A 22,846-nucleotide genomic window follows, 5' to 3' on the forward strand; every position below is an offset into this window, starting at 1 on the left:
TTTTCTTATTTTTTCTTGTTAAAATCAAAGTTTACATCAGGTGCATTTTCTGATCCTGCATTTGCTTTATAACGATCCATTTCATCAAAATTAAACATACCTGCTAAAACAGAGTTTGGAAATACTTTGATGTGTTTGTTATAGTTATTTACACCTTCATTAAAACGATCTCTAGCAACGTTAATTCTATTTTCAGTTCCTTCTAATTGACTTTGTAACTCTAAGAAGTTTGCGTTTGCTTTTAATTCTGGATAACGTTCTACAGAAACTAATAATTTAGAAAGTGCTCCACTCATACCCGCTTGCGCTTGTTGAAATTGTGCCATTTTTTCTGGTGTTAAATCGCCTGCATTTATATTTACAGAAGTTGCTTTTGCTCTTGCATTAATAACATCTGTTAATGTTTCTTTTTCAAAATCTGCCGCTCCTTGTACTGTTTTTACTAGGTTACCAATTAAATCGTTTCTACGTTGGTAAGCACTTTCTACATTAGACCACGTTGTTTTTGCATCTTCCTGTAAAACAACAGCTTCGTTATTAAAATTTTTACCCCAATTGTAAAGTCCGAAAACAATTACCAATATTACTATTACCGGAATTAACCATTTTTTCATAATTTCTATTTTTTAATTTTTGATTGATTTTTTGTTTCACAAAATTACCGAATATTCTTGACAATGTAAAGGATATCGGCACCTATCAATTTATTAGACACGCAAATAAAAGAAATGTTACAATTGATTTTTAATTTTAATCAATTCTGCCTTTACACCTTCTAATCTATTAATAATATCTTGATTATGGATGGTAGATTCTGGATTTTGCTTTAGTTTTTGTTTTGCGCCTTCTAAAGTAAAACCGCGTTCTTTAACCAAGCTAAATATCAATTTAAAATTTTTAATATCTTCTTGTGTAAACAATCGATTTCCTTTGGCATTTTTTTTAGGTTTGATAATATCAAACTCTTTTTCCCAAAAACGAATTAAAGAAGTATTTACGTTAAACGCCTTAGCAACTTCACCTATTTTATAATACCTTTTTTCTGGTAAGTCTATGTGCATTTTTTATTTTGTAATTGTTTAACTGTATATAAGTGTAATTGTTAAGTTATGTCTTCATTTTAAACATTTAAACGATGTAACAATTACACAATTTTTAGTCGTAAGATTGCCCTTCTTCTTCCGCAGCTTTTTGCATTGCAGCAAACTCTTCTGGCGTTAAGTCTCCGTAATAAAAGTTAATAGGGTTTACCGCTCTATCATTCTTATGAACCTCATAATGTAAATGTGCAGATACAGAACGCCCTGTGTTACCAACGTATCCTATTAAATCTCCTCGTTTTACCTTATCACCTTTTCTTGCTTTTATTTTACTCATGTGTGCATAAATAGTTTTATACCCATAACCATGATCTATATAAACCACATTACCAAAAGTTGCACTTCTTTCTGATCTAATTACATCACCATTACCAGAAGCAAAAATTGGCGTTCCTACTGGTGCCGTAAAATCCATTCCTTTATGGAATTTTCTAATTTTTAAGATTGGATGCATTCTCCATTTATACCCAGAAGCCATTCTTGTTAAATCTTGTAATTTAACAGGTAAAATTGCGGGTATTGAAGCTAACATTTTTTCTTTTTCTTTAGCCAAACCTACTATTTCATCTAACGATTTAGATTGCACCACCAATTGTTTAGAAAGTACATCGATATCTTTTGTTAACTTAGTTATCATGGTAGAATTATCAAAACCATCTAAATACTTGTATCTATTAACTCCACCAAAACCCGCTTTTCTTTGTTCATCAGAAATAGGATTTGCTTCAAAATAAGTTCTATAAATATTATTATCTCTTTCTTGTAGTTGTGCCAAAATAGAAGAACTCTCTTCCATTCGTTTAGAAAGCAACTCGTAATGCAACTTTAAATTTTCTAATTCTCTTTTTTGAGAACGCTCTCTTGGCGACATTATAAACTGACTTAAAATAATAAAACCAAAGAAAGCAGTTAAAACGACAGCTAATACCCCAAAAATAGATTTCTTGTAGTAATCACCCTTATTTACAGCAATTTTCCTGTAAGAAAGTGTGTCTGCATCGTAATAATATTTTACTTTTGCCATAATGCTAAATATACTATTTTTGTTCTGTAACGAGAGTTTTATATTTAAAACTCGTTTTTATTAAGTTACGAATTTACAAAATGTTTTACAACGGCTTTTTATTCGCAGTTTTTTTTAAAATAATTTAACATAATCCAACTTGTTGGAAACTTCTTTTTATATGAAATCACAAGATATCCGTGCTACTTTTTTAAACTTTTTTAAGGAAAAATCTCATTTAATTGTGCCTTCTGCACCAATGGTAACTAAGGACGACCCAACTTTAATGTTTGTAAATTCTGGAATGGCACCTTTTAAAGAATACTTCTTAGGAAATGGAGTACCAAAGAAGAACCGAATTTCAGATTCTCAAAAATGCTTGCGTGTTTCTGGTAAACATAACGATTTAGAAGAGGTGGGGTACGATACGTATCATCATACTTTATTTGAAATGTTAGGTAACTGGTCTTTTGGTGATTATTTTAAAAAAGAAGCCATTGCTTGGGCTTGGGAACTTTTAACCGAGGTTTACAAAATAGACAAAGATATTTTATACGTAACCGTTTTTGAAGGTTCTGATGATGCAGATAATTTAAAAATGGACACAGAAGCATTTGATATATGGAAACAATTTATTGCCGAAGACCGCATTTTAAAAGGTAATAAAAAGGATAATTTCTGGGAAATGGGAGAGCAAGGACCTTGCGGACCATGTTCTGAAATTCATGTTGATATTCGTTCTGCAGAAGAAAAGGCAAAAGTTGATGGTAGAACATTAATTAACGAAGACCACCCACAGGTTGTAGAAATATGGAACTTAGTTTTTATGCAATACAACCGAAAAGCCAATGGTACTTTAGAAGATTTACCAAATAAACATATTGATACTGGTATGGGTTTTGAGCGTTTATGTATGGTTATGCAAGGCGTAAAATCTAATTATGACACCGATGTTTTTACTCCAATTATTAGAGAAATTGAAACCATTACCAATGTAAAATATGGTGAAGATTTAAAACAAGATATTGCCATTCGAGTAATTTCAGACCACGTTAGAGCTGTTGCTTTTTCTATTGCTGATGGCCAATTACCTAGCAATACAGGTGCTGGTTATGTAATTAGAAGAATTTTAAGACGTGCTGTACGTTACGGCTTTACATTCTTAAATAAAAAAGAACCTTTTATTTATAGATTGGTAGATGTTTTAAGTAAAAAAATGGGTGTTGCTTTCCCTGAATTAAAAGCACAAAAACAATTAATAGAAAATGTAATAAAGGAAGAAGAAACTTCTTTTTTAAGAACATTAGACCAAGGATTACTTTTATTAGATAGAATTATAGAAAACTCTTCTAGCAAAGAAATATCTGGTGATAAAGCTTTTGAATTATACGATACTTATGGTTTTCCTATCGATTTAACTTCTTTAATTCTTTCTGAAAAAGGACTAAAATTAGACGAAAAAGGATTTGAAGCAGAACTTCAAAAACAAAAAAGCAGATCTAGAGCCGCTAGTGAAATGTCTACGGATGATTGGACTGTTTTAGTGGATGATTCGGTAGAAGAATTTATTGGATACGATGCTTTAGAAGCAAACGTAAAAATTACAAGGTACAGAAAAGTAACTTCTAAAAAAGATGGTGAAATGTATCAATTGGTATTTAACCTAACTCCTTTTTACCCAGAAGGCGGAGGACAAGTAGGTGATAAAGGCTACTTAGAAGATATACATGGAGATGTAATTTATATTTTAGACACCAAGAAGGAGAATAGTGTTATTATTCACTTTACAAAGAATTTACCAAAAAACATTAACGAAAATTTTAAGGCTGTTGTAGATAAAAAACAACGTTATAGAACAGAATGTAACCATACAGCAACGCACTTATTACACCAAGCTTTAAGAGAGGTTTTAGGAACTCATGTAGAGCAAAAAGGATCTGCTGTACATTCTAAATCTTTACGTTTTGATTTTTCTCATTTTTCTAAATTAACCGTAGAAGAATTACATGAAGTAGAAAATTTTGTAAACAGAAGAATTGCAGGCAAACTTCCGTTAGAAGAAAGCAGAAACATTACCATGGAACAAGCAATTGAAGATGGTGCAATGGCTTTGTTTGGTGAAAAATATGGTGACACAGTAAGAGCTATAAAATTTGGAAAATCTATAGAACTTTGTGGAGGAACGCATGTAAAAAACACTAGTGACATTTGGCACTTTAAAATTAAATCTGAAGGTGCTGTTGCTTCTGGTATTAGAAGAATTGAAGCGATAACAAATGAAGCTGTTAAAGATTTTTATTTTGAAAGTAACAAAGCTCTATTAGAAATTAAAGAGTTATTAAACAACACAAAAGAACCTGTAAAAGCTGTTCAAAAAATACAAGATGAAAATGCTTCTCTACAGAAACAAATTGAACAACTATTAAAAGATAAGGCTAAAAATTTATCTGGCGAATTAAAAAATCAAATACAAGAAATTAACGGGGTTCAGTTTTTAGCTACAAAGGTAGATTTAGATCAAAACGGAATTAAAAACCTAGCATTTTCTTTAGGTAAAGAGCATCAAAATGCTTTCTTATTTTTTGCTTCTTCTGCAGCAAAAGACAAAGCAATGTTAACGTGTTATATTTCTAAAGAATTAGCAAATGAACGTGGTTACGATGCAGGAAAAGTAGTTAGAGAATTAGGAAAACTAATACACGGTGGTGGTGGTGGACAAAATTTCTTTGCAACCGCTGGAGGGAAAAACCCTGGAGGAATTCCGAAAGCTTTAGATAAAGCTAAGGATTATTTGATTTAAAAAGCGATTAGAAAACTCATCAAAAAAGGTTCAAAATTTTATTTTGAACCTTTTTTATTTTACTTTTATAAAATGCAGCTTCAGACAATAATTCCTTTAAAAAAAGAAATAAGAAACCCAATAGATTACAACTCTAAGCTTCTTTTGCTAGGTTCTTGTTTTTCTGAAAATATTGGTGATAAACTAAATTATTTTAAGTTTCAAACCAATCAAAATCCATTTGGTATTTTATTTCATCCAAAGGCAATAGAAAATCTGATTACAAATGCAATTAATGAAAAAGTATACACTACAAAAGATATCATTTTTCAAAATGAACGTTGGCATTCTTTTGATGCGCATTCTAATTTAAGTTCTCCTGATAGAAAAGTACTCTTAGACAATCTAAATACCGCAGTTTCATCAACCAACCAACAATTAAAAGAAGCAACCCATGTTGTTATAACTTTGGGTACATCTTGGGTATATCGATTTATTGAAACGGATACAATTGTAGCTAATTGTCATAAAATTCCGCAAAAAAAATTCTTAAAAGAAATACTAACTGTAGCTGAAATTTCTCAAAGCTTAAAAAACATAATTGATCTTTTAAAATCCATCAATAAAAATATAAAAGTACTTTTTACGGTTTCTCCTGTAAGGCACTTAAAAGATGGATTTGTAGAAAACACATTAAGTAAAGCGCATTTAATTACTGCAATACACAGTATACTTACTGAAGGCTTCACCTTCTATTTCCCTTCCTATGAAATTATGATGGATGAGTTAAGAGATTATCGTTTTTATAACGAAGACATGGTACATCCAAATAAAACAGCCGTCAATTACATTTGGGAAAAATTTACGGATACTTGGTTTTCTGAAGACTCAAAATCGATGATGAAAGAAATTGAAACAATTCAAAAAGGGATGTCTCATAGACCTTTTAATGAGAATTCTGAGCAACATCAGCAGTTTTTAAAAAATTTAGAGTTTAAAAAATCAAAAATAAAAGATCAATTTTATCATATCCTTTTTTAAAACACATTACCAATTATTAAGCTCTGTTTTTTTATTTTTTTTAAAAAATTAGCAAAAAAATAATGAAATATCAAAATAAAATAGTATTTTTATATACTACAATTCCCTCATCAAGATGATTAAAAAAGTATTAATTGGTATCGCCTCAGGGCTTTTAATAGGTATATTTGTAACTTCTATTTTTATTACCGATGAAGTTAACTTAATAGAACTTATTTTAACAAAAATTACTGCAACTTCAATAATTACAGGAATCTTTACTGGTATTTACGCTTACATTTCTAAATCTAAACTTCAAGTATTTCTTGTAGCTATCCTTATAGGAATTATCACCTTCTATATAAAATACTTTATTACAGGTCATAATTTTGATCCACTAACAATGGGTGCATTTGTTGGCGCTATGCTTGGTGGTGTATTTGCTGTTATAAGAAAAGTAACACATTCAATTATTATCTACAATAGATTACAAAGACACCGAAAAAAAGGTTTTCGAAATAAAAAACATCACTATTATTCATAAAAAAATAGAACTACAACAATTGTTATAATTCTATTTTATCATATTAAAAGAAACAATCTAAATAAATTGATTGTTTAAACCTTTACCTCTATTTAGAAATATGTTGGTCTACATTTTGCCAAGGACCACCATTAATAACATCAACACCGTTTTTAGCTAAAAACTGAGTTGCTTGTCCGCTTCTTGCTCCACTTCTACAAACGGCAATTACTGGTTTATTCCAAGCTTTAATTTTTTCAATCTCTAAAGGAATTACTGTTAAAACAATATGTTCTGCACCTTCTGTATGCCCTTCATTCCATTCTTCTTGTGTTCTAACATCTAAAACTACCGCTCCTTTTTCTAAATATTCTTTAATTTCTGCACTCATATCTTTTCTTTTAAACATGTCAAATAGACCCATGTTATTTTATTTTAAATATTAAACTCGACACAAAATTAGTCCATTTTCAATTAACTTTGTGTAGCTTTTGTTACATTTTAACGCTTCTAACCATTCTAAAATAGCCGATTGGATAGAAAATTGATGCTGCAAAGCTAATTCATATAATTCTAACGGCAATAACCAATCTAATGGAAATTGAGTTTTTAACTGATTAAATATTTCTGTTATTTTTTTATTTGTTGATAGATTACCCGCTCTTATCTTTCTAACCTCTTCATACAAACCATACAATTGCTGCTCTTTTTCTGAGTACGTAATTTTATGCGTTTTCGTTTCTGAAACCTTACCTAAAGTTAAAAAAGAATCTACATCTGCAGGACCTGCATAGGCAGAAACCACTTCTTTACCAATAGCCATATCATAAATACCCCATTCTGGTTGAAACAATATTTCATTTTGATAAGTTACCGTGCAATCTTCTAAAGAAATAATTAAAATCTTACCTCTTAAATCTCTTGTACCTGTAATTGCTTTTCCTTTTACAACAACTCCACTCTCAAATTCTAAGGTCATAAATTCGCCCTCGTAAATTCCGTAAGCTTTTAAATCTCTAGGACTCATATCTTCAATTGGCAAATTAATTCCTTTTAATTTACCAACAGGACTGCCAAAACCATTGGCATGACTTGTAATTCCGTGTCCTATTAATTCTTTATCTCTATTTGCTAAAGCCGTTGGCCCTGTTGTTTGAAAATATGCTACTTTATTATTTTTATACTGAATAACTTTAGAAAAAACACCAGAAATCTGAATACCGGTGGTTAGTTCTATCGTTCCTAAATTATCTGAATCTATTAATTTTTGAATACTTTTTAAACCACCAGTTCGTATAGCCATTGTATTTGCAAACTCATCTAAAACCAAACTTAAATAAGCAAAATCTGGCGTTACAAATAATTGCGGTTGTGGTTTTGTAATATCAAAATTTACCGTAGCAGCATCAATAGAATACCCAACTTTTTTCACTTCATCTTTCATACACCAAGCACTTTCTCCAATTGATGACAACAAACCTGCTCCGTATATCTTAGGGTTTTCTAAACCACCAATTAAACCATATTCTACAGTCCACCAATGCAGATTTCTAATTTGAGCCATTTCAGACAATTCGCCCATATTATCTTGAAGGTACTCTACTTTTTCTTGTGCTTCTTTAATTTCTATTTCTGATGAATTTGGATCTTCTTTTAAGATTGATAAAAGCCGAATTGCCTCATACATTTCATAATCTTTAGAAGATGAAATTGCCTTGCTACCTATTTCTCCAAATCTTCTTAAATATTCTGCATATTCTGGATTTGAAATAATGGGAGCATGACCTGCTGCTTCATGAATAATATCTGGAGCAGGCGTGTATTCTATGTGATTAATAGTTCTCATATCTGAAGCAATTACCAAAACATTATAGGCTTGAAATTCCATAAAAGCATTTGGCGGAATAAAACCATCAACTGAAACAGCTGCCCAACCTATTTCTTTTAAAATTCTATTCATTCCTTCCATAAAAGGAATATTTTCTAAAGAAATACCCGTTTTTTCTAACCCAGTTATGTAAGATTTGTGTGCCACTTTACTCAAATAAGCTACATTCATTCTCATTACATAACGCCAAACCGCTTGGTTTTGGGCTGTGTATTCATCATAAGGTTGTTGTACCACAAACTTATGTAAATGTTTGGGTAGTTTCTTAGTAACTTCGTTTAGTTCAAAATGAGCGTTCATTGAAAATAAATTGAATTATTCTTACAATAATACGCTTAAAAATATTGATTACATATTTTAAAGGTGTTAAAACTCATTCTAACAAGTATTTATCATAATGAACAAAAAAAACAGACTCCCTTAAAGACAGTCTGTTTAACGCTACATATTAATTAATTCAAATATCAATATTATAGAGCTTCTTTAATAACTTTTATAGCATCTATTGCATTCGATCTTTTTGCCATATCTAATGCTGTCATGTTTCCTCTGTCTGATTTTGTCTTTAATTTTGCTCCATTTTCTATTAAAAGTTTGGCAATTTTGGCCTTATTATACCTTGCAGCAAACATTAAGGGAGTTAAACCGTTCGATTTTTTGTTTACATTTTCTCCAGTTTCTATTAAAGCTTTTACAGCTTCATAATTCCCCATTTGTATTAACTTAAAAAAAGCACTAACATTATAATTAGATTTAATTATTACTGCTTCTTTATAATTTAAACTCTCTGAGGTTGTTGCTTTTACAGATCCGAAAGCAAAAAGACAAAATAATAATGGTAAGATTAATTTTTTCATAATAAATAAGTTTTGGGTTTATAATTAATTCGGTTATTATACTTAAAAGACTACCAATCATTTATAATGTTTCAACAACCAATAGCAATTAACAAGTATTTAACAAATAGCATTTACCAAGAAAAACTTAATAACCGTTAAATTCTACTCACCTACTATTTTTTCTAAATTTATAAAGTTTATTTACGTTATCGGTTTCGTAAAAAATTGATAAAATCAATAAAAACGATAAAATATTTCTTAATTTTACTGTTCAATTTTAAGACAATGAACAAGAAAGTTATCCTTATGATTTTGGATGGTTGGGGAATTACACAAGACCCTAAAGTATCTGCTATTTACAATGCAAAAACACCTTTTATTAACGGTTTATATGAGAAGTACCCAAATGCTCAATTAAGGACAGATGGAGAACATGTTGGTTTGCCAGAAGGACAAATGGGAAATTCTGAAGTTGGACACATGAACTTAGGAGCCGGAAGAATTGTTTATCAAAACTTAGCTCGTATTAACAAAGCGGTAAGAGAAAAAACCTTAGGTAAAGAAAAAGTATTACTAGATACTTTTAAATATGCCAAAGACAATAAAAAGGATGTTCATTTATTAGGATTACTTTCTAATGGAGGAATACATGCACACATAGATCACCTAAAAGGATTGTTAGATGTTGCTAAAGAAAATGAAATAGGCAATGTGTACTTACACGCCTTTACAGATGGTAGAGATTGTGACCCAAAATCTGGAACTTATTTTATTAACGACATTCAAGAATATATGAAAGAAAGTACAGGAGAATTAGCTTCTGTAACCGGACGTTATTACGCTATGGATAGAGATAATAGATGGGAACGTGTAAAAGAAGCCTATGATGGTATTGTAAATGGTGCTGGTACTAAAACTACAGATGCTATTGCAGTGATGAACAAAAACTATGAAGACGGAATTACAGATGAATTTCATAAATCTATCATTGTAACTAATGAAGATGGTTCTCCTAAATCACAAATTAAAGAAGGTGATGTAGTATTATTCTTTAACTACAGAACAGATAGAGGAAGAGAGTTAACAAATGCTTTATCTCAGAATGATTTTCCAGAATTTGGAATGAAAAAATTAGACCTTTATTATACAACCATCACGCTATATGATGAAAGTTTTAAAGGAATAAACGTTATTTATAACACAGATAATATTAAAAATACTTTAGGTGAAGTTTTATCTAAAGCAGGTAAAAAGCAAATTAGAATTGCAGAAACAGAAAAATATCCTCACGTTACATTTTTCTTTTCTGGAGGGCAAGAAGAACCTTTTGAAGGGGAATCTAGAATTTTAAGAAACTCACCAAAAGTAGCAACTTATGATTTAAAACCAGAAATGTCTGCGTACGAATTAAAAGATGCCTTATGTGAAGATTTAAAGAAAGGTGAAGCTGATTTTGTTTGTTTAAATTTTGCCAATGGAGATATGGTTGGTCATACAGGTATTATGGAAGCTGCTATAAAAGCTTGTGAAGCTGTAGATATTTGTGCCAAAGAAGTAATAGAAACTGGTTTAGATAACGGCTACTCTATTTTATTAATTGCAGATCATGGTAACTGTGAAACAATGATGAATCCTGATGGTTCTCCTCATACTGCTCACACAACAAACCCTGTTCCTTTTATTTTAATTGATAAGGAAATAAAATCGGTAAACAGTGGTGTTTTAGGTGATATCGCACCGACAATCTTAGATTTAATGGGATTAGAACAACCTAAAGAAATGACACAACATTCATTATTATAAATTAATCTTTTTAGAATGAAAAAACTCTTTTTATTAGCTTGCTTTGTTGTACTTGCATCTTGCAACGTACAACAAAAAGCAACTGAAGCAAAAAAAGCAACTGCAGTAAAAAACCAAAGAGGAGATTTAATTGGATTGGCAAATAAAGCCTCTTTTCAACAAGCTCCTTACAAAACTTGGTTTGATCAAAAGTTTGATACTTATACTCCAGATGCCCAAACTATTGCTTCTCTTAAAAAAGAATTAAAAGGAGTTACAGTTAAAGGTTTTATGGGTACTTGGTGTGGAGACAGCAAAAGAGAAACTCCGCGTTTTTTTAAAATCTTAGAACAAGCAGATTTTGATTTAAATAATTTTGAACTAATTACCGTAAACAGAAGTAAAAAAACACCAGATAATTTACAAGAAGGTTTCAATATAAAAAGAGTACCTACTTTTATCTTTTATAAAAAAGGAAAAGAAATTGGTAGATATGTTGAGTATGCTCGTGAATCTTTAGAAAAAGACATGCTAAAAATTGTTTCAGGTGATCTATTTAAACATTCTTACGACCATTAATGCTGCCAGAAAACCCTTTAATTATAGCCGTAGATTTTGACGGCACCATTGTAGAAGATGCATACCCAAAAATAGGCAAAGAGTTAATCTTTGCCTTTCATACGTTAAAAAAACTACAATCTCAAGGCCATCGATTAATTCTTTGGACTTACAGACATGGAAAAAAACTCGATGAAGCTGTTGCTTTTTGTAAAGAAAACAATCTTGAATTCTATGCCGTAAATAAGAATTTTCCAGAAGAAGTTTTTGACGAAAAATACAGTCGTAAAATTCATGCCGACTTATTTATAGACGATAGAAATGTTGGCGGTTTTTTAGGATGGACAGCCATCTATAAATCTATCTTTAATTACGAACCACCTAAAAAAAAGAAGAAAGGATTTTTCTCTTTTTTCAAATAGATAAACACTCCTATTTTCGCCTAAAATATAGTAACTTTGCTTTTCAATTTTTTTAACATGATTAAGATAAAAACAAGAGAAGAAATAGAACTTATGCGCGAAAGTGCTTTAATAGTTTCTAGAACATTAGGTATGCTCGCTAAAGAAGTAAAACCTGGGGTTTCCACTTTGTATTTAGACAAACTTGCCGAAGACTTTATTAGATCTGAAGGTGCTGTACCAGGTTTTTTAGGATTATATGATTTTCCAAACTCACTTTGTATGAGCCCTAACTCTCAAGTTGTACACGGTATACCAAATAAAACACCACTAGTAGAAGGTGATATTATTTCTATAGATTGTGGAGCTTATAAAAATGGTTTTCATGGAGACCATGCCTACACATTTGCCGTTGGAGAAATTGCCGAAGAAACTAAAAAACTTTTAGAGGTAACAAGAGCTAGTTTATATGTTGGTATTCGCGAATTTAAAGCAGGTAATAGAGTTGGTGATGTAGGATATGCAATTCAGAAATTTACTGAAGATCATGGTTACGGAGTTGTAAGAGAATTGGTTGGTCATGGTTTAGGAAGAGAAATGCATGAAGATCCAGAAATGCCAAACTACGGAAAAAGAGGAAGAGGAAAGAAATTTATTGAAGGAATGGTTGTTGCCATAGAACCAATGACAAATATGGGGACTCAAAAAATTAGACAACATGCTGATGGTTGGACCATTACTACTTTAGATAACAAACCTTCTGCTCATTTTGAACACGATGTTGCTATTGTTAATGGCAAACCTGAATTGTTATCAACCTTTAAATACGTACATGACGCTTTAGGTATTGTTACTGATGAGGAGGATGAATTTAGACAATAAGTATTTACACTGAGATTCACAGAGTTTATTTTATTATGATGTAAAAGAGTTTCACAGAGAAATTGTTTATATTATAAAACCATTTCGTAAATAAACTATGGATAATAAAATAACAGAAAAGATTATTGGTGCAGCTATTGAAGTTCATAAAACTCTTGGGCCAGGTTTGTTAGAATCTGCTTATCAAGAGTGTTTATTCTTTGAACTAAAAAATCTAGGTTTAAACGTAAAAAAGGAAGTTTCACTACCAATAATATATAAAGAAATAAAATTAGATCACGGTTATAGAATTGATTTATTGGTTGAAGATAAAATAGTTTTAGAACTAAAAACGGTAGAGTCTTTAACAGATGTTCATTCTGCCCAAATTTTAACATATATGAAATTAGGCAATTACCCATTAGGATTATTAATTAATTTCCATACAAAACTATTAAAAAACGGATTAAAACGTTTTATAAACACAATTTAAAACGCTGTGATTCTCTGTGAAAATTCTCTGCGAATCTCTGTGGCACAACAACCATGAAACTCTTTAAATCCATATTAAATACCATACCAAGACCTTGGTTAATAAAAGCTAGTTATCTAGTAAGGCCAATCATTGCTTTTTCTTTAAAAGGCGATAAATTTACAGATCCAATAGATGGTAAAAGTTTTCGTAAATTTTTACCATACGGATATGGCAAACAGCGAGAAAATGCACTTTCTCCTTCTACCCTATCTTTAGAAAGACATCGTTTAATGTGGTTATTTTTAAGAGATGAAACTTCTTTTTTTACATCCAAAGAAAAACTAAAGACTTTACATATTGCACCTGAGCAGTGTTTTTTAGACATTTTTAGAAAACAAAAAAACTTAGCATACACAACATCAGATTTAGAGTCACCAATTGCAGACGTAAAAGCAGATATTTGCGACTTGCCTTTTGATGACAACTCTTTTGATGTTATTTTCTGTAACCACGTATTAGAACACATTACAGACGATACTAAAGCAATGCAAGAGTTGTTTAGAGTGATGAAAAAAGGCGGATTTGGTATTTTTCAAATTCCGCAAGACTTATCAAGAGAAAAAACATTTGAAGACAATTCTATAACAGATAAAAAAGAACGTGCCAAAATATTTGGACAATATGATCATGTTAGAGTTTACGGTAGAGATTATTTTGATAAATTACGTTCTATAGGTTTTAGCGTTGATGAAATTGATTACACAAAAAAAATCGCTCCAGAAAAACTAGAACGATTTTGTTTAATGCAACATGAAATTCTTCCGGTATGTTATAAGAATTAATTGCCTTTATGTTTTCTTAAAAACTCTCCCATTTTCTCTAATTCTTCATCACCCAAAACAATTACATCATTTCTTAAAATTTGATATATCCCTGCCTCTAATTTAACCACTTTAGAGTCTCCCTTATAATTTTTATAAGCATCTTTTACAGCACTTACTTTTGCTCCTTCTTGGTCTATCCAAATAACTTTGTCTTTTTTAATTACCTGGCTCTTATCTTCATAAAAAGCACCAATATATTCATAACCCGATTCTGCACTTAATAACTTACCACTAGCAGCACATAAAAAAGAATGTACATCGTACATGTTTTCTGTATATAATGGATATATCTTACCACCTAAATCTCCTCCAAATAAATACCATTCTTTATGTACCTTAACCTCACCATCTTTATTGTATTTATCTATGATATCATCCTTTTTTAAGGATTTAAATAATTCTGTATTATCAGAAACTCTAACTATTTTCTTTACATTTAAATCATACACCATTGGTTCATTAGAATTGTTAGGGTACGTAACCAATCTCCCATTTCCTCTTGGTAACATCAATTTACCATAATGAGTGGCAGTAGCGTTAAACTCAGAAACATCTGGCAAGAGAAAACCATTTTTATCATTCGTATTAAAACAATAAATTTTAGTTGGTTCTTCTTTCTTATTTTTCAATAAAATAAAACCCTCAGAATTTATAGCGTCTTTATATATTGAAGCCTCTAAAAGAATTCTACCTCTATCATCTATAACACCAAAATTCCCTCCTTTTGTATATAACGCAATATGGTTTGCATTAAAATTATAAATACTGTCAACCCTTAATGATAAAGTTTCAGATTTTCTATTCCAAATAGCTTTAAGTGAGTCTATTTTTTTATGCTCTTTTTCTTTTCTAATACGCTCATCTTCTTGTTTCTTTACCTTAATTTCTAACTCTTCTATAGTTTCCTTTATCAAAATAAGATTCTCTAAATTAGATGCATATTCTTCAGAAGTTTTATCAATGGCAAGTAAAAAATATTGTCTACTATAAGATTCAGATGTATTTAAAAAAGCTAATCGTTCTTTTTCTGTACTTTGATACAAATGATTTTCATAATAGATTAAGGATGCTAAAGAAGCCACATTTCTATCACTTATGGTGTCCATAAACTTTAAAGCTTTGTTAAACTGCACCAAAGCTTCTTTATAGTTAATACTTGTTTCTATAGCTTCTTTTGCTCTTTTTATGTACACATTAGCGATGTCTTGATTTGATTGAGCGTTTGACAATGTAAACGTGAATAAGCATAAAAGTGTTAGAAGTAATTTTCTCATAATAATACTAAACGATCTAAGTTATAAAATGCAATATAATAAAAAGATAGCATTAAAAACTCACTACTTATAGGCATTTGTCTTATATTCCTTTAATTTTCCTTTTTCATCAATATATAATAAAATAGCATCTATATTTTTATGATTTATCAAAAACTCCTTAGCTTTATTGAGTCCCATAGCCATAAAAGCGGTAGCATACGCATCTGTATCCGCACAATCTAAGTTAGCTATTACTGAAGCACTTAGTAAGTTACTTTCTATTGCATACCCCGTTTTAGGATTTACTGTATGCACATACTTTTGACCATCTTTGGTAACTCTAAATTTTCTATAATTGCCCGATGTAGCCATAGATTTATTAGATAAATTGATATTTCGAAACCCTTTTATACTATCTTTTTTTATAGGATCTACCAATTTAATAACCCACGGATGATTTTCCTTTTTTACTCCTTTTGCTCTAATTTCACCACCAATTTCTATTAAATAATTCGCTATGTTTTTACGATCTAAAAAACGAGCAACCACATCAATTCCAAATCCTTTAGCAATAGAATTAAAATCTAAATAAATATCAACATCTTGTTTTTTTACTTTACCATCAACAATTGATACTTTATCTAAACCAACATATTGCATTTCTTTTGCTACCTGATCTGCTGTTAAATTTATTTTTTCCTTTTTGGGCCCAAAACCCCAAGCATTTACAAGATTACCAACGGTCGGATCAAAATATCCATCGGTTTCTTTATAAATTCTTTTGGATTTTTTAAAAACTTCTAAAAATAAATCGTCTACAACTACGGTAGAATCTCCTTTATTAATTTTAGAAATATTTGAATTAGGTATATAGGTAGACAAAGATTTATTCATTAAAAAAAACAAGCTATCAATAGATTTTTGATAGTTCTTAGGTGCGTCTAAAATGATTATATTATAGGATGTTCCAAAAACATATCCTTTTAAAGTAAAATCTTTTGGTGCATTTTTCTTAGAACAAGAAAGAACAACCAATAGAAATGTGATAAAAATAATTTTATTTTTAAGTATCATAAATTATAGAATGTTTCTACAAAAATAGAACATAAAGTTTTCATAAAATATCAATAATAATACTTTTTTGTAACTACAATTCGTTAAATTTGTTAACTTAATTTAATCTTTTATAAATGAAAAAAATATCAATCTTATTATTAACTGCTATTACGGTTAGTTCTTGTGTTTCTAAAAAAGAATTTGCTTCTTTACAAGCAGAACATAATGAAACAAAAACAGAATTAGTAGATACAAAAGCTAGTTTACAAAAGTGTCTAATTGAAAACGAAAAAGAATCTACCAAAGTGTTTACCTTAACAGAACAGGTAAAAACATTAAAAGAGGATAAAAAAGGTGCCTTAAAACAAGTTGAAAACTTAACAGTTTTAACTCAATCGTCTTCTGATAACATTAAAAATGTTATTTCTCAATTAAGTGAAAAAGACAAATACATTAATGGTATTAGAAAAGCAATGAGTCAAAAAGATTCATTAAATCTTGCTATTAAGTATCACTTAACTAAAAACTTAACAGACGGAATTCAAGATAAAGACATTGAAGTAAATGTTGAAAAAACGGTTGTGTTTATCTCTATTTCTGATAAATTATTATTTAAAAGCGGTAGTTATAATGTAAACGAAAATGCATACTCTGTTTTAGATAAAATTGCAAAAGTAATTAAAGATCAACCAGAAATGGAAGTGATGATTGAAGGACATACAGATACAACTCCTATCAAAAGAAATTTAATTCAAGACAACTGGGATTTATCTGTGTTAAGAGCTACTTCTATAACAAGAGTTTTACAGTATAAATTTGGCGTTAAACCAGCAAGATTAATTGCTGCAGGTAGAAGTCAATATGTACCATTAGTGCCAAATGACTCTAGTGTTAACAAAGCAAAAAACAGAAGAACAAAAATTATTATCATGCCTAAATTAAATCAATTTTTTGATTTGTTAGAGCAAGATAAAGAATAATTTTATGCTGAAATAACAATTAAAAACCATCTGAATTTCAGGTGGTTTTTTTGATTTAAAAAAATTAATTATCATATACAAAATGGACAAATTAAAAAACAAAAAAGCAATTATAACTGGTGGAGGAAGAGGTCTTGGAAAAGCAACTGCACTAGCATTTGCTAAAGAAGGAATTGATGTAGCAATTACAGGTAGAACAGAAACGGTTTTAAAAGAAACGGTTGCAGAATTAAAAGACCTTGGGGTAAATGCTACTTACTCAGTTTTTGATGTTAGCAATTATGAAGAAGTAAAAAAAGGAATTAAAAGTATTATAGCAACTTTTGGTACGGTAGATATTTTAGTAAACAATGCAGGAATTGCTGCTTTTGGTACACTTAACGATATGGAAGTTAGTAAGTGGACCCAAATTATACAAACCAATGTTATGGGGATGTATCATGTAACAAAAGAAGTATTACCTTATTTAATAGCTAAAAATGAAGGTGATATTTTTAATGTTGCATCTACTGCAGGATTAAACGGAAATGCAACCACATCTGCATATTCTGCCTCTAAATTTGCCGTAATTGGTATGTCGGAATCTTTAATGAAAGAAGTCCGTAAAAACAACATTAGAGTTTGCACACTAACACCTAGTACTATTGCATCTGATATGTCTATAGAACTAGGTATTGCAAACAAAGACTCTGAAGACAGTGTTTTACAGCCAGATGATTTTGCAGAATTAATTGTTGCAGGATTAAAATTACCAAGAAGAGCCATGCTAAAAGGGGCTTCTTTATGGTCTACTAATCCATAAAATTGTAATTACCACTTAAACAAAAACGAGGTATTAAATTGTAATTATTCAACAATTTTATACCTCGTTTGTATGTATAATTACAAACTTATTCTAAAACCACTTTAAGATGGTTTCTTGTTTTTAGCGACTTGACTACTTTCTCAAAAAAATCAACTAACTTCGTTTAACTTCTGATATAAAACATTAAAACGTTCGATATCATTATAGTTCACCACAAGCACTCACTCAATATAAAAAAAGAAAAAATCAGTAAATTATTGTATTTTCGAAAACTATATGGGGCAGAAAGCAACAAATACAATAGAGCAAATAAAATTACTCAAGACGAGAGGAATGATTCTTGACTTTGAAGAAAAAAAGATTAAGGAATTTCTTTTAGATATTGGCTATTATAGACTTGGTTTTTATTGGAATCCTTTTGAAATAGACAAATCACATAATTTCAAAACAGGAACAAAATTTTCAGATATTATAAAATTATATTATTTAGATGTAGATTTAAGAAATGTTTTAGCAAAATACATCAATAGAATTGAGATAAATTTCAGAACAAAGCTTGTTTATTATGTTTCAAATAAATACAAAGATTCACCAACTTGGTTTGCTGACCAAGCTATAGTTAATAATAGTATAATTGACAATTTACCAAAATTTTATAATGGTAAATTTATAAAACTAAACAAACCCATTAAAAAACATCACGATAAATATATAAATGACAAATATGCTCCTGCTTGGAAAACTTTAGAATTTTTCACATTTGGTACAATTCTAAATATTTATAGAAACTTAAAAGATGACAACATTAAAACTCGAATTTCTGAATCATTTGGAATTAAGAATATAAAAAAATTCATTAACCTAATAGAAACTATTATATTAATTCGAAACAGTTGCGCTCACGGAGATGTTTTATTTGATTTTAACACTCCAAAAGGTATTTCTGTTCTACCACAAATAGATTTAAATAATGATAGAAACTCAATGTATTCTTGTATAAAAGTTATTTATTATTTTTTAGGCACGATTTCTGACAATAGAAAAGTAGAGATGCATAATAGAATTACGAAGATTTTTGAAAGTTTTGATGATAACGAAAATATTAAAGGAATTATTAAAAACTCTATTAAATATTGTTAATAACTTTGTATATTAACAGAAAAGCAGTAATTTTGCCTCACAGTGCACTACTATTCATCACGCTTTAGTTTCTGCACTTTAAAATATTGAAAATAAAACCTAGACTTGCTCTAGGTTTTTTCATTTATAAAATACAAGAAAAAGCCAGTGGCTAATACCCTGTATAAAAAATTTCTGCCTTTTTGCTTACTTTATTGCTTAAACCAGCGCTACTTTCTGAAACAAACACGTTAAACAAACCTTACTCCAACACCTTAATAAAATTCTCAAAAGCCACATAGTAAGGTTGGTCTTTAAAAACCGGACTTTCAACACTTTCTGCGTTGGCAATTCCTACGCCAGCAAACCAAACTTTGGCGTTCTGTTTTTTGGCGTGATTTTTAAAAGTCTCCATCCAAATGGCATCATACTCATTTGGATTCTGAATATTATTAGTTGCTTTTACCAAAACAAAAATAGTAGGTGCTCCTTTTTTAAATAATACAAACTGAGGATGTCTTTTTAACTGACTATTAATAGCCTGAAACTCATACCCCATTTTTATAAGCTTCTCGCCAACAATATTCATTGCTAAATTATGCAATTCTTGTGCTGTTAAAACCTGCATTACTTTTTCTTTTTCTTGTTATGTTTGTTGTAATTTTTATCTCCTCTAGTTTTAGGTTTCTTATATTTTGCAGCAATTTCTCGCCTATAAGAACCACCTTGATTGGTTTTACTGTTTTTTTCACTCTTTTCATGAAATGCAGCTCCAGGAACATACTCTAAAGAAGTTCTATTCTTAGAAATCCCTTGATCTTCTTTCGGACGTTCATCTTCTGTTAATAACTTAGAAATTTCAACTTCTTCTGGTAAATCTAAAACCGGAATTTCATAATCCATTAAAGCCTCTATACTTGCTTTTGTTTCTTGCTCTTTTGGTGTAGAAAAAAGTAAGGTTTTTCCTGCTCGTTCTGCACGACCCGTTCTACCAATTCTGTGCATATAGTTTTCTGGAAACTCTGGTGTATCAAAATTAATAACATGAGAAACATTATCAAAATCTAAACCACGAGCCATTACATCGGTAGCTAATAAGATTCTATTTTTACCTTCATCAAACTGTTTTATAGAACGAATTCTATAATTCTGAGTTTTATTAGAGTGAATCACACACATTTCATCATTAAACACTTCTTGTAAATGTTTAAATAACAAATCTGCAGTTCTCTTAAAACCAACAAAAATTAATACTTTATTATAGGTTTCTTTATCTGCTAAAAGATGATGTAACAAATTAACTTTGGTAAAAAAGTTAGGAATGTTATAAGAAACTTGCTCAATATTATCTAGCGGCGTTCCACTTACAGCCACAGATATTTTTTCTGGATTTTTAAAGAAATCGTAAATTAAGGCATCTACATCTTCTGTCATCGTTGCAGAAAATAATATATTCTGTCTTCTCTCTGGTATCACGTCAAAGATGTTCATCAACTGAAAACGAAAACCTAGGTCTAACATTACATCAACCTCATCAATCACCAATTTCTGAATAGATTTTAACTTTAAAGCATTACTCAACGCCAAATCATACAAACGCCCCGGAGTTGCAACAATAATATCTTGTCCTTGTAAAATAGCTTGTTTTTGTGTGTTGATGTTTGCACCACCATACACCCCTAAAACACGTGTATTAATATATTTAGATAATTGTCCTATCTGTTCTACCACCTGTAAAACCAACTCACGCGTTGGCACTAAAATTAATACTCTTGGGTGTTTTTGCGTAGCATATTTTAAATCTTGCAAAATAGGCATCATGTACGCAAAAGTTTTTCCTGTACCTGTTTGCGCAATTCCCACAACATCTTTCCCCGATCTTACAACAGAAAATGCTTGTTCTTGTATTGGTGTTGGGTTCACATAACCCAGATCATCAATAGCATACTGTAATTGATTAGAGATTCCTAAATCTTGAAAAGTCATTCTTAATATTTTTCTGCAAAGGTACGTTTTATAAAACGCTAAACAATAGCCCTTTTCACTAAGAATATTTAGTAGTTTTGCAGTAGAAACTTTTACACAAAATGATTACAGATACACATACCCATTTATATTCTAGTCAGTATAACGAAGACCAAGCAGCTATGATGCAACGCGCTAAAGACGCTGGTGTTAGTCGTTTTTTTATCCCTGCTATAGATTCTACCTACACAGATGTTATGTTACAATTAGAAAAAGAGTATCCTAACGATGTTTTTTTAATGATGGGCCTACATCCTACTTCTGTAGGTGAAAACTATTTAGAAGAATTGGCACACGTTAAAGAATGGCTTGATAAAAAGAAATTTTACGCCATAGGCGAAATTGGCATGGACTTATTTTGGGATAAAAGTTTTATTAAAGAACAACAAGAAGCTTTTAGAACTCAAATTCAGTGGGCAAAGGAAAGAAAAATGCCCATTAACATTCATTGTAGAGATGCTTTTGATGAAGTATTTGAAGTTTTAGAATCTGAAAAAAGTGATGATTTAAGAGGGATTTTTCACTGTTTTACAGGAACTTTAGAACAAGCAAAACAAGCTGTTTCTTATAACATGAAATTAGGTATTGGTGGTGTAGCTACTTTTAAAAATGGTAAGATTGATAAGTTTTTAAATGAAATTGATTTAAAACACATTGTTTTAGAAACCGATTCGCCTTATTTAGCACCAACTCCTTACAGAGGAAAAAGAAACGAAAGTGCGTATATTACCAATGTAGTTGATAAATTGGTAACTATTTATGGGCTTTCTTTTGATGAAATTGCCGCAATTACCACTCAGAATTCTAAAGATGTTTTTGGTGTTTAATTTTTTTAAAAATAGAAATAATTTTTCTGGAGATAAATTTGTCATCTATATTATAACTCCAATCATAATTATTATAGTTATCATTTCTTTAATAAAGAATAATGACCAAATTGAAGGTATTAATAAAAACAAAAAAACAACTGTTGGTTTTATTACCAAAATTAGACACGGTGGTAATAATGCTGGAACATCAAATATAATTTATAAATATAATGTAAACTCTAAAAAATTTAAAACTAGTGATGCTTTATATGATGGCTATCCTAAAAGAGTTAGACTAAGTAAACCTATTATTGGTAAATATTACCCAGTTGAATATGATTCTTTACATCCTGAAGAGTCAAGAATATTAATTACTGAAAAGTCCTTAAATCCTCACGAATTAATATTGTTTGGCAACACAATCACAGGAAGTATTTCAAAAATCTTATATTTCAAAGGCAATCAATATGCAGATTTCTACATCAATTATAAATATAGAAATGAAAAATTCTCTTTTAGAACTCGTTTACACAAAGACAGCCTTAGCTGTGGAGAGATTAGTGATTGTAGAAAAAATAAAACAATTAAATTAAAAATTTCTAAAAAGTATCCTATTTTTAATAATTTATATTTCAAAAGCAGAGATAGGCAAACTAAATCTGCTTATACAAATTATAATTAAT

The 22,846-nt window shown here is 30.1% G+C and carries 24 protein-coding genes; 14 read left to right on the forward strand and 10 right to left on the reverse strand.

What is annotated here, in order from left to right; all coding sequences use genetic code 11:
- Nucleotides 1-5: 5 nt before the first annotated feature.
- From WHD07_RS08720 to WHD07_RS08730, 3 genes are all read right to left on the reverse strand, one after another.
- On the reverse strand, nt 6-614 hold the full coding sequence (locus tag WHD07_RS08720) for a LemA family protein (RefSeq protein ID WP_343330876.1): 609 nt from the start codon (nt 612-614) through the stop codon (nt 6-8).
- Between the two features lie 117 nt (nt 615-731).
- Nucleotides 732-1,061, reverse strand: a complete 330-nt coding sequence (locus WHD07_RS08725; protein ID WP_343330877.1) for a MerR family transcriptional regulator — start codon at nt 1,059-1,061, stop codon at nt 732-734.
- Between the two features lie 94 nt (nt 1,062-1,155).
- Nucleotides 1,156-2,124, reverse strand: coding sequence for a M23 family metallopeptidase (locus tag WHD07_RS08730; RefSeq protein ID WP_105050138.1), 969 nt, complete (start codon nt 2,122-2,124; stop codon nt 1,156-1,158).
- 160 nt (nt 2,125-2,284) lie between these two features.
- Between WHD07_RS08730 and alaS the strand changes: the two genes are divergently transcribed.
- From alaS to WHD07_RS08745, 3 genes are all read left to right on the forward strand, one after another.
- The gene (gene alaS, locus WHD07_RS08735; protein WP_343330878.1) at nt 2,285-4,903 is read left to right on the forward strand and encodes an alanine--tRNA ligase; all 2,619 of its coding nucleotides are present in this window, start codon (nt 2,285-2,287) and stop codon (nt 4,901-4,903) included.
- A 72-nt stretch (nt 4,904-4,975) separates the two neighbouring features.
- Complete coding sequence (locus WHD07_RS08740) at nt 4,976-5,923, forward strand: GSCFA domain-containing protein (protein WP_343330879.1); 948 nt, start codon at nt 4,976-4,978, stop codon at nt 5,921-5,923.
- Nucleotides 5,924-6,038: 115 nt separating this feature from the next.
- A complete protein-coding gene (locus tag WHD07_RS08745) occupies nt 6,039-6,446 on the forward strand; it encodes a hypothetical protein (RefSeq protein ID WP_343330880.1) in 408 nt (135 codons plus the stop codon).
- 88 nt (nt 6,447-6,534) lie between these two features.
- On the opposite strand, the gene WHD07_RS08750 is transcribed toward WHD07_RS08745, so the two are convergent.
- The 3 genes from WHD07_RS08750 to WHD07_RS08760 form a co-directional block, all read right to left on the reverse strand.
- Entirely contained in the window at nt 6,535-6,816 is a 282-nt protein-coding gene (locus tag WHD07_RS08750) for a rhodanese-like domain-containing protein (protein WP_343330881.1), read from the reverse strand.
- 51 nt (nt 6,817-6,867) lie between these two features.
- Nucleotides 6,868-8,613, reverse strand: a complete 1,746-nt coding sequence (locus WHD07_RS08755; protein WP_343330882.1) for an aromatic amino acid hydroxylase — start codon at nt 8,611-8,613, stop codon at nt 6,868-6,870.
- 170 nt (nt 8,614-8,783) lie between these two features.
- Nucleotides 8,784-9,170 carry an ankyrin repeat domain-containing protein gene (locus WHD07_RS08760; RefSeq protein ID WP_105050133.1) on the reverse strand — a complete coding sequence of 129 codons (387 nt, stop codon included), beginning with the start codon at nt 9,168-9,170 and terminating at the stop codon, nt 8,784-8,786.
- A gap of 267 nt (nt 9,171-9,437) precedes the next feature.
- On the opposite strand from WHD07_RS08760, the gene gpmI reads away from it, so the two are divergent.
- The 6 genes from gpmI (at nt 9,438) to WHD07_RS08790 (ending at nt 14,071) form a co-directional block, all read left to right on the forward strand.
- The gene (gpmI, locus tag WHD07_RS08765) at nt 9,438-10,955 is read left to right on the forward strand and encodes a 2,3-bisphosphoglycerate-independent phosphoglycerate mutase (protein WP_343330883.1); all 1,518 of its coding nucleotides are present in this window, start codon (nt 9,438-9,440) and stop codon (nt 10,953-10,955) included.
- 15 nt (nt 10,956-10,970) lie between these two features.
- Complete coding sequence (locus tag WHD07_RS08770) at nt 10,971-11,513, forward strand: thioredoxin family protein (protein ID WP_343330884.1); 543 nt, start codon at nt 10,971-10,973, stop codon at nt 11,511-11,513.
- Entirely contained in the window at nt 11,513-11,914 is a 402-nt protein-coding gene (locus WHD07_RS08775; protein ID WP_343330885.1) for a BT0820 family HAD-type phosphatase, read from the forward strand. Before WHD07_RS08770 ends, WHD07_RS08775 begins: the two co-directional genes overlap by 1 nt.
- A 57-nt stretch (nt 11,915-11,971) precedes the next feature.
- Nucleotides 11,972-12,775 carry a type I methionyl aminopeptidase gene (gene map, locus WHD07_RS08780; protein WP_343330886.1) on the forward strand — a complete coding sequence of 268 codons (804 nt, stop codon included), beginning with the start codon at nt 11,972-11,974 and terminating at the stop codon, nt 12,773-12,775.
- Between the two features lie 97 nt (nt 12,776-12,872).
- Nucleotides 12,873-13,247 carry a GxxExxY protein gene (locus WHD07_RS08785; RefSeq protein ID WP_343330887.1) on the forward strand — a complete coding sequence of 125 codons (375 nt, stop codon included), beginning with the start codon at nt 12,873-12,875 and terminating at the stop codon, nt 13,245-13,247.
- A gap of 53 nt (nt 13,248-13,300) precedes the next feature.
- Nucleotides 13,301-14,071 (forward strand): class I SAM-dependent methyltransferase, encoded by a 771-nt coding sequence (locus WHD07_RS08790; protein ID WP_343330888.1) that lies wholly within the window; start codon nt 13,301-13,303, stop codon nt 14,069-14,071.
- Here the strand turns inward: WHD07_RS08790 and WHD07_RS08795 are convergent.
- On the reverse strand, nt 14,068-15,342 hold the full coding sequence (locus tag WHD07_RS08795) for a hypothetical protein (RefSeq protein ID WP_343330889.1): 1,275 nt from the start codon (nt 15,340-15,342) through the stop codon (nt 14,068-14,070). The two genes, WHD07_RS08790 and WHD07_RS08795, sit on opposite strands and share 4 nt — an antisense overlap.
- 108 nt (nt 15,343-15,450) lie before the next feature.
- Nucleotides 15,451-16,443: an FAD:protein FMN transferase gene (locus tag WHD07_RS08800; protein WP_343330890.1), complete on the reverse strand. Its 993-nt coding sequence runs from the start codon at nt 16,441-16,443 to the stop codon at nt 15,451-15,453.
- A gap of 116 nt (nt 16,444-16,559) precedes the next feature.
- On the opposite strand from WHD07_RS08800, the gene WHD07_RS08805 reads away from it, so the two are divergent.
- The 3 genes from WHD07_RS08805 to WHD07_RS08815 all read left to right on the forward strand — a co-directional run bounded on the left by WHD07_RS08805 (nt 16,560) and on the right by WHD07_RS08815 (nt 19,350).
- On the forward strand, nt 16,560-17,405 hold the full coding sequence (locus tag WHD07_RS08805) for an OmpA/MotB family protein (RefSeq protein WP_343330891.1): 846 nt from the start codon (nt 16,560-16,562) through the stop codon (nt 17,403-17,405).
- A gap of 82 nt (nt 17,406-17,487) precedes the next feature.
- The gene (locus WHD07_RS08810) at nt 17,488-18,207 is read left to right on the forward strand and encodes a 3-ketoacyl-ACP reductase (protein ID WP_343330892.1); all 720 of its coding nucleotides are present in this window, start codon (nt 17,488-17,490) and stop codon (nt 18,205-18,207) included.
- 336 nt (nt 18,208-18,543) lie between these two features.
- Nucleotides 18,544-19,350, forward strand: coding sequence for an Abi family protein (locus tag WHD07_RS08815; protein ID WP_343330893.1), 807 nt, complete (start codon nt 18,544-18,546; stop codon nt 19,348-19,350).
- Between the two features lie 241 nt (nt 19,351-19,591).
- Here WHD07_RS08815 and WHD07_RS08820 read toward each other — a convergent pair whose 3' ends face one another.
- A complete protein-coding gene (locus WHD07_RS08820; protein WP_343330894.1) occupies nt 19,592-19,957 on the reverse strand; it encodes a Na(+)-translocating NADH-quinone reductase subunit F in 366 nt (121 codons plus the stop codon).
- Entirely contained in the window at nt 19,957-21,315 is a 1,359-nt protein-coding gene (locus tag WHD07_RS08825) for a DEAD/DEAH box helicase (RefSeq protein WP_343330895.1), read from the reverse strand. Before WHD07_RS08825 ends, WHD07_RS08820 begins: the two co-directional genes overlap by 1 nt.
- A gap of 101 nt (nt 21,316-21,416) precedes the next feature.
- Between WHD07_RS08825 and WHD07_RS08830 the strand changes: the two genes are divergently transcribed.
- Nucleotides 21,417-22,181, forward strand: coding sequence for a TatD family hydrolase (locus tag WHD07_RS08830; RefSeq protein ID WP_343330896.1), 765 nt, complete (start codon nt 21,417-21,419; stop codon nt 22,179-22,181).
- Nucleotides 22,174-22,845, forward strand: a complete 672-nt coding sequence (locus WHD07_RS08835; RefSeq protein ID WP_146105300.1) for a hypothetical protein — start codon at nt 22,174-22,176, stop codon at nt 22,843-22,845. The genes WHD07_RS08830 and WHD07_RS08835 overlap by 8 nt, the downstream gene beginning before the upstream one ends.
- Nucleotide 22,846: the final 1 nt, after the last annotated feature.

The organism is Polaribacter staleyi (genome assembly GCF_038024045.1).
Taxonomy (GTDB): Bacteria; Bacteroidota; Bacteroidia; order Flavobacteriales; family Flavobacteriaceae; genus Polaribacter; species Polaribacter butkevichii.

Coding starts and splice junctions, on each gene's coding strand:
- WHD07_RS08720 (WP_343330876.1), bottom strand. CDS start 614: ATGAAAAAATGGTTAATTCCGGTAATAGTAATATTGGTAATTGTTTTC.
- WHD07_RS08725 (WP_343330877.1), bottom strand. CDS start 1,061: ATGCACATAGACTTACCAGAAAAAAGGTATTATAAAATAGGTGAAGTT.
- WHD07_RS08730 (WP_105050138.1), bottom strand. CDS start 2,124: ATGGCAAAAGTAAAATATTATTACGATGCAGACACACTTTCTTACAGG.
- alaS (WP_343330878.1), top strand. CDS start 2,285: ATGAAATCACAAGATATCCGTGCTACTTTTTTAAACTTTTTTAAGGAA.
- WHD07_RS08740 (WP_343330879.1), top strand. CDS start 4,976: ATGCAGCTTCAGACAATAATTCCTTTAAAAAAAGAAATAAGAAACCCA.
- WHD07_RS08745 (WP_343330880.1), top strand. CDS start 6,039: ATGATTAAAAAAGTATTAATTGGTATCGCCTCAGGGCTTTTAATAGGT.
- WHD07_RS08750 (WP_343330881.1), bottom strand. CDS start 6,816: ATGAGTGCAGAAATTAAAGAATATTTAGAAAAAGGAGCGGTAGTTTTA.
- WHD07_RS08755 (WP_343330882.1), bottom strand. CDS start 8,613: ATGAACGCTCATTTTGAACTAAACGAAGTTACTAAGAAACTACCCAAA.
- WHD07_RS08760 (WP_105050133.1), bottom strand. CDS start 9,170: ATGAAAAAATTAATCTTACCATTATTATTTTGTCTTTTTGCTTTCGGA.
- gpmI (WP_343330883.1), top strand. CDS start 9,438: ATGAACAAGAAAGTTATCCTTATGATTTTGGATGGTTGGGGAATTACA.
- WHD07_RS08770 (WP_343330884.1), top strand. CDS start 10,971: ATGAAAAAACTCTTTTTATTAGCTTGCTTTGTTGTACTTGCATCTTGC.
- WHD07_RS08775 (WP_343330885.1), top strand. CDS start 11,513: ATGCTGCCAGAAAACCCTTTAATTATAGCCGTAGATTTTGACGGCACC.
- map (WP_343330886.1), top strand. CDS start 11,972: ATGATTAAGATAAAAACAAGAGAAGAAATAGAACTTATGCGCGAAAGT.
- WHD07_RS08785 (WP_343330887.1), top strand. CDS start 12,873: ATGGATAATAAAATAACAGAAAAGATTATTGGTGCAGCTATTGAAGTT.
- WHD07_RS08790 (WP_343330888.1), top strand. CDS start 13,301: ATGAAACTCTTTAAATCCATATTAAATACCATACCAAGACCTTGGTTA.
- WHD07_RS08800 (WP_343330890.1), bottom strand. CDS start 16,443: ATGATACTTAAAAATAAAATTATTTTTATCACATTTCTATTGGTTGTT.
- WHD07_RS08805 (WP_343330891.1), top strand. CDS start 16,560: ATGAAAAAAATATCAATCTTATTATTAACTGCTATTACGGTTAGTTCT.
- WHD07_RS08810 (WP_343330892.1), top strand. CDS start 17,488: ATGGACAAATTAAAAAACAAAAAAGCAATTATAACTGGTGGAGGAAGA.
- WHD07_RS08815 (WP_343330893.1), top strand. CDS start 18,544: ATGATTCTTGACTTTGAAGAAAAAAAGATTAAGGAATTTCTTTTAGAT.
- WHD07_RS08820 (WP_343330894.1), bottom strand. CDS start 19,957: ATGCAGGTTTTAACAGCACAAGAATTGCATAATTTAGCAATGAATATT.
- WHD07_RS08825 (WP_343330895.1), bottom strand. CDS start 21,315: ATGACTTTTCAAGATTTAGGAATCTCTAATCAATTACAGTATGCTATT.
- WHD07_RS08830 (WP_343330896.1), top strand. CDS start 21,417: ATGATTACAGATACACATACCCATTTATATTCTAGTCAGTATAACGAA.